Below are 6,096 nucleotides of genomic sequence, written 5' to 3'. Positions count from 1 at the left end.
CGGCATAGGTGGCGTGGTTCACACCGAACACAAACATGGGCGTGTCGTCTTTGGAAGGCGCAGACATCACCACCTTGTTGGCGCCCGCGCTCAAGTGCTTGCCCGCGCTGTCTTTGTCCAAAAACAAACCCGTGGCCTCGATCACCACATCCGCGCCCACCTCGTGCCACTTCAAATTCGCGGGGTCGCGCTCTTGCGTCAGGCGGATGCGCTGGCCGTTCACGATCAAGGTCGAGCCCTCGACCGACAAGCTGCCCTGAAAGCGCCCATGCACGCTGTCGTACTCGAGCATGTAGGCCAGGTACTCGGGTTCGAGCAAATCGTTGATGCCCACGATCTGCACGTCTTGGAAGTTTTGCACGGCGGCGCGCAACACCATGCGCCCGATGCGGCCAAAGCCGTTGATGCCGATTCGAAGAGTCATGCGGGTCTCACATTCATTAAAGAGAGGAAGTCGATCTTTGTGCCCAATCCGGTTGGGCACACACAGGCAAGTATCCTAAGCCAGTTTTGCCGGTCGATACATCGCCAGGCCCTGCGCACTTCGAATGCAGGCAGACAGACAACGCAACGGGGGCGCTGAAAAATGCAAAATCGCCCAAGAACACATGGACCATGCCAAACCGCATGCCGATGCCACCGGGTAGACAATGCCCGCAGACCCGAGGATGCAAGCCATGAACATCGCCACCAGCACCGTGCACACCACCGCCCACACCACCGCCCACACCACCGCCCACATCACGGCGGACAACTTCAACCGCGAATGTTTTTGCATCAGCCTGGACGATCAGGCCTTGGCAAACAGCATGGCGGCTGGCATCGACAAGCCTGAACTGTTTGCGCTGGTGCAAGGCCGTTTGCCCACGCTGTTTTCAGCGCGCCCGGTGGTGCTGCCCAAAGCGCAGGTGCAGCGCATGGCGCAACTCATCACGGCACTGGAGTCGGTGGCCGCCTTGCCTGCCTACCGCGAAGAAGTGCTGGCCCGCTCAGACCCCATCGCGCGGCACCCCACGCGGGCCAAGAGCGTGTTCATGGGCTACGACTTCCATGTACATGGGCACGCGCAGGCGCACGCTGACGCCGACAAACCAAGCCCAGGTTTTGGCCTGATTGAGGTCAACACCAACGCGGGTGGCGCGCTGCTCAATGCCTTGTTGGCCCGGGCGCAGCGGGCTTGTTGTGCAGAGATTGAAGCTTACGTGCCGACCGGGGCGCAAGTCGATGCGCTGGAGTTGGCCTTCGTGGCCATGTTCAAGAACGAGTGGCGCTTGAGTCAGCCCACGCGGGTTTTGCGCACGGTGGCCATCGTCGACGCGCTGCCCGAGCAGCAGTACCTGTACCCCGAGTTTTTGCTGTTCCAAAACCTGTTCAAGCAGCACGGCATCCAGGCCTTTGTGGTTGATCCGGCACAGCTGGTGTGGCGCGACCAGCAGCTGTGGGTGGACGGCGTGGCGATTGACTTGGTCTACAACCGCCTGACCGACTTTGCCTTGACCGAGCCCGCGCACGCGCACCTGCGGCAAGCCTATTTGCAAGACGCGGTGGTGCTCACCCCCCACCCGCAAGCCCACGCCCTGCTGGCCGACAAGCGCAACCTGGCCCTGCTGTGCCAGGCGGGCACCCTGCAAGCCATGGGTGTGCCCGAGGCCACCCAGGCCGTGTTGCTGGCGGGCATTCCGCACACCGAGGTGGTGACACCGGCCAACGCCCAGCGCTTGTGGGCGGCGCGCAAACAATTTTTCTTCAAGCCCTTTGCAGGCTACGGCGGCAAAGCCGCCTACCGGGGCGACAAGCTCACCAGCCGGGTGTGGGCCGAGATTACCGCGGGCGGCTACATCGCCCAGGCCTTGGTGGCGCCGGGTGAGCGCACCATCTCGGGCGGCGAAGCGGCGCAAACCCTCAAGTTCGACGTGCGCAACTACAGCTATGGCGGCCAAGTGCAGTCACTGGCCGCGCGCCTGTACCAAGGCCAAACCACCAACTTCAGAACGCCGGGCGGCGGCTTTGCCCCGGTGTATGTGGGGCCTTGATCGCACAGATCAGTGCACCGAACCGGCACGCGACAAACGACCGCTCACGCGGGCGCTGTGCCTGCGGTTTGGTGCCCCAGCCTTTTGCCGTGGCTTGGGGCACTGCATGCGGCTTGAACACAGGGTGTGCTGGGTCGGGGCGGTTTGAAGGTTGAGCGGACTGCCGCAAAAACGCAGCTGGCCGGCCAGCGCTGCAGTCGAAAAAAAACCCCTCGAAAGGGGTTTTGGCTTGGTGCTTAAAGAATTACTTCTTGACGCAAGCTGGGTTTTTTTCGTTTTCTTTTTTGGTGCAATCGACTTTTTTGTCGTCCATTTTGCCGCCGCCGTGGCTGCCGGCAAAAGCAGGTGCAGACACCAACATGAAGGCGGAAACGATAGCGGTCATCACAAATTTCATAGAAACACCTTTTGGGAGTGAGGTTGTCAAAAAGACACAGAATCAGTGTTTGCGATTTCAAACACCAAATGATGCTAGCCAGATATTCTCGAAAACAGCCCAAGATGGACAAAGACCCCATACATTTGTCACCTATCAAAAGCAGCACCGGCCCCATGTCAAACCAAGGCTCAAGCCGGGCCTTGCTGGCCGCAGGGCTGTTGTTGTGCGGCCTGCCCATCGCAGCGCAAGAGCGGTTTTTGCCTTCTGCCGCCACGGTGGTGCTGGCCTCGTCGGTGCATGCTTCGGGCGCAACTGCTGGCAGCTTGCGGGCCCTGGACCAAGCCTGGCGAGCCCAGCCACAAGATTTGTCAGCGGCCGTGGCCTATGCCCGTGCGGTGTTCACTTTGGGGTTCAGCGAGGGCGACCTGCGCTGGTTTGGCTCGGCCAAAGCCGCCATGGCCCCTTGGTGGCAAGCCAAAGAGTTGACGGCAGATGGTTTTTTCATGCGGGGCTTGGTCAAGCAAGGGTTTCACGATTTTGCGGGTGGCTTGCAAGACATCCAGCAAGCCATTGGCTTACAAGCCCAACGGGCAGAGTTTTGGTCCTGGCGATTTGCGCTGCACCTGTTGTTGGCCGACATGCGCGCTGCTGAACAAGACGCCCAAGAGATAGACCGATTGTTTGGACCCGCAGAAGCCCAAATTTACCGCGCCGTCTTGCACTACCGAACAGGCCAAGCGAGCGCTGCCGTGAAGTTGCTGCGTGAATCCATGCGCGCGGCCGAGCACCAAGGCGCCTCGTCACAGGTCTGGATCGGCTTTCATCTGGGCGAAGCCCTCCGCGTGGCCGCCCAGCCAGAACAAGCCATCAACGTGTGGCAACAAAGCCTGCAAGCCCAACCCAAAGCGCATCTGCTGCGGCTGTCGCTGGCCGAATTGCTGAACCAGCAAGGCCGGTTCAAAGAGGCCAAAGCGGTGGCCACCGGGCCCGCCAACAAAGCCACCAGCAGCTTGACCGATGCCTTGTTGGTGCAGGCCTTGTTGGCCAGCCGGGGGTTGAAATCTGCCGATGAAACCCTTTTGGCTGGCCAAATGCAAGCCCGCCTGCAATCGCAAGCCTTGCGCCAAGAAGCCCTGATTGAGCGGCCCAAATTGATTTACCAAATCGCCTATGGCCACGACATGGCAGCGGGTTTGGCCCTGTCGGTCGAGAACTGGCAACTGCAAAAAGAACCGCCAGATGCCCTGCTGTTTGCCCAAGCTGCACTGGCCTTGAAGCAAGCCCGAGTGGCCGAACCGGTGGTCAACTGGGCCCAAGCCACCGGCTACACCGAACCGGCTTTGCGCGAGCTCATTGGCCAACTGACGGCCCACCCCAGTTGGTCTAAGGAAGGCCCATGAGCACCCCGATGCTGCGCCATTTGCGCCATTGCGGGCGGCAACTGCTCGCCCTGGGCATGCTGCTGTGGGCCTTGTTGCTGCCCGGGGCCGTGCTGGCCCACTCCAGCAGCAACAGCTACCTGACGCTGAGCGGGTCTGACGGTGTGCTGAGCTTGCGTGCCGATGTGCACCTGCGCGATGTCGACTTGATTTTTGACCTCGACGCTGACCGCGACGGACAAGTGAGCTGGGGCGAGACCCAGGATCGCCGTGCCGAATTGTTGGCTTGGCTCGACCAAGGCCTGCAGCTGAGCGCATCAGGGCAAAACTGCCGCTTGGGTGAGGCCGATCTGCAGGCCAGCCAACACGCCGATGGAACTTACCTCAGCGCCCAGTGGACACCCGCATGCGCCGAGCTGGGTTCGCTGGCCAATGCCGAGTTGAAGCTGCGCTACGGCTTGATTTTTGCGCAAGACGATTTACACCGAGGCTTGCTGAAAGTGGACTTGCCGAACTTGCAAAGCAGCGCCCTGCTCAGCCCTGAACGCCCAGAGGCACGGGTGAGCCAAGCCCAAAGCAGCGCCTGGCGCGTGTTCGGCCGCTACACCATCGAGGGGGTGTGGCACATCTGGATCGGCATCGACCACATTGTCTTTTTGCTCAGCTTGTTGGTGCTGGCCCCGCTGCAAGCGTCTCGCCGGCGTGTCACGCAATGGGCCCCTGCGCAACACGCCAGGCCGGTGGTGCTGGATGTGCTGGCCGTGGTCACGGCCTTCACGCTGGCGCACTCGATCACCCTGGGCTTGACCATCATGGAGTGGCTCACCCCCCCAGCCGATTGGGTGGAGCCCGCCATTGCTTTGTCGGTGGTGTTGGCCGCACTGAACAATTTGCTGGGTTTGAGCTCACTCAAGCGCTGGCGCTTGGCGTTTGTGTTTGGCTTGGTGCACGGCTTTGGCTTTGCCAACGTGTTGCTCGATCTGGGCTTGCCCGCCAGCGCTTTGTTGGCCGCCTTGGGGGGCTTTAACGTCGGTGTGGAGTTGGGCCAACTCGCCATCGTGCTGGTGTTTTTGCCTGTGGCTTGGTTGCTGCGACGCACCCTCTTTTACCGCTGGGTGGTGGTCGCAGGCGGGTCTTTGGCCATCGTGGTGTTGGGCACTTTTTGGACGCTGCAACGCACAGGCTGGCTGGCCTGAGGCCAAGGTGACGCCGCCTTGGCAATGGCCAATTGCTTGATCAGCCCAATGAAGTGGCGGCATTCAAGGCATCCAAGGCATCCAAGGCATTCAAATTTTGTGACCCCGGGTTTATTTTTGTGATCCCGAGCGAAGACCCGGGACCCCGTGCACACGGCCGCCCTTTGCGAACACCTGCAGTGCGCTCTGGATCCCGGCTCAAGGCCCAGCTGCCAAAGAGAAAAGGCTGTGCATGAAACCAAGGGCTTGGCCTTGGCCATTTCAGACTTCACACGCGCAAACCCATGGCTCAAAAGCCGATGGGGGACTTGCGGCCCCTTCCTGCAAAGTGCATCAGCCCCTGCCCGGAATCTCTTCGAGCAGTTGCTCCACATGGGCCTTGGCTTTTTCCAGCGAAGCCATGCTGCCGGTCAGGTACATGCGGCCGCTGGCGCCGATCATGCTGCACTCGACCAGGGTCAGGTCGGGGGCGACTTTCTCGGCTTCGTTGGCCATGTGGGCACCAAACAAGGCCGGGGCCACTTCCATGAGCAGCATGTTGTCACCCGGCAGCACCATGCTGGCTTGGCGTGTGCGGTTCATCAGCACGGCGTGCTGGTCGGTCACGTTTTGCAGAATGTCGCTGTACAGCAGTTGCGGGCGCAGCTGGTCTACAGCCTTGGCCCCCATCCACTGCAGGATGACCTGGCCTGCGCGCTGGAGTGCCGCGCTGTCCTTGCTGTGCAACTCCAGCACGCCAAACTGCCGCTCGACGGCCAAGATGCCCGGCTCCAGCGTGGGCTCGGCTTTCAGGGCCAAGTCAATCACGCGCTGGATGGACAGCCCGGGGGCGATCTCGACCAGCAGCGCGTGGGTGCCTTGCATCGCCACGTAGCCGCGTGCGCCCAAAGGCGAACTCATCCACGAGGAGAACTGGGGCTGCAGGTCGGTGAGCGTCAGGTAAACCCGAAGCTCAGCGGCCGGCTTGGCAGGCGGTTTCGTGGGCCCGGTGGCTTTTTTGCTTGTGGCCATGCGGCCTCCTTATCTGCAACAGCTGGCGATCACTTGCCGTCAAAGGCTTTGGTCACATCAGCGTGGGGGCGTGGGATGACGTGGCAAGACACCACTTC

At 61.4% G+C, this 6,096-nt stretch carries 6 protein-coding genes; 3 read left to right on the top strand and 3 right to left on the bottom strand.

Annotation, left to right across the window (positions count from 1 at the left end; genetic code table 11):
- A partial coding sequence (locus ACIQ39_RS18135) for a glyceraldehyde 3-phosphate dehydrogenase NAD-binding domain-containing protein (RefSeq protein WP_396435987.1) occupies window positions 1–424 on the bottom strand: 424 nt, incomplete at its 3' end.
- Between the two features lie 253 nt (window positions 425–677).
- Here ACIQ39_RS18135 and ACIQ39_RS18130 point away from each other — a divergent pair.
- Entirely contained in the window at window positions 678–2,033 is a 1,356-nt protein-coding gene (locus ACIQ39_RS18130) for a hypothetical protein (RefSeq protein ID WP_396435986.1), read from the top strand.
- A 244-nt stretch (window positions 2,034–2,277) separates the two neighbouring features.
- Here the strand turns inward: ACIQ39_RS18130 and ACIQ39_RS18125 are convergent, their stop codons facing one another.
- On the bottom strand, window positions 2,278–2,460 hold the full coding sequence (locus ACIQ39_RS18125; RefSeq protein WP_396435985.1) for a hypothetical protein: 183 nt from the start codon (window positions 2,458–2,460) through the stop codon (window positions 2,278–2,280).
- Window positions 2,461–2,585: 125 nt separating this feature from the next.
- Between ACIQ39_RS18125 and ACIQ39_RS18120 the strand changes: the two genes are divergently transcribed.
- Both ACIQ39_RS18120 and ACIQ39_RS18115 read left to right on the top strand, forming a co-directional pair.
- A complete protein-coding gene (locus tag ACIQ39_RS18120) occupies window positions 2,586–3,812 on the top strand; it encodes a tetratricopeptide repeat protein (RefSeq protein ID WP_396435984.1) in 1,227 nt (408 codons plus the stop codon).
- Entirely contained in the window at window positions 3,809–4,987 is a 1,179-nt protein-coding gene (locus ACIQ39_RS18115) for a HupE/UreJ family protein (RefSeq protein ID WP_396435983.1), read from the top strand. Before ACIQ39_RS18120 ends, ACIQ39_RS18115 begins: the two co-directional genes overlap by 4 nt.
- Before the next feature lie 333 nt (window positions 4,988–5,320).
- Here ACIQ39_RS18115 and ACIQ39_RS18110 read toward each other — a convergent pair whose 3' ends face one another.
- Entirely contained in the window at window positions 5,321–5,998 is a 678-nt protein-coding gene (locus tag ACIQ39_RS18110) for a microcompartment protein (RefSeq protein WP_396435982.1), read from the bottom strand.
- Between the last annotated feature and the right edge of the window lie 98 nt (window positions 5,999–6,096).

This window comes from Limnohabitans sp. (assembly GCF_044361645.1).
Classification (GTDB): Bacteria; Pseudomonadota; Gammaproteobacteria; order Burkholderiales; family Burkholderiaceae_C; genus Limnohabitans_A.
This window is presented reverse-complemented; position numbering and strand designations above follow the sequence as displayed.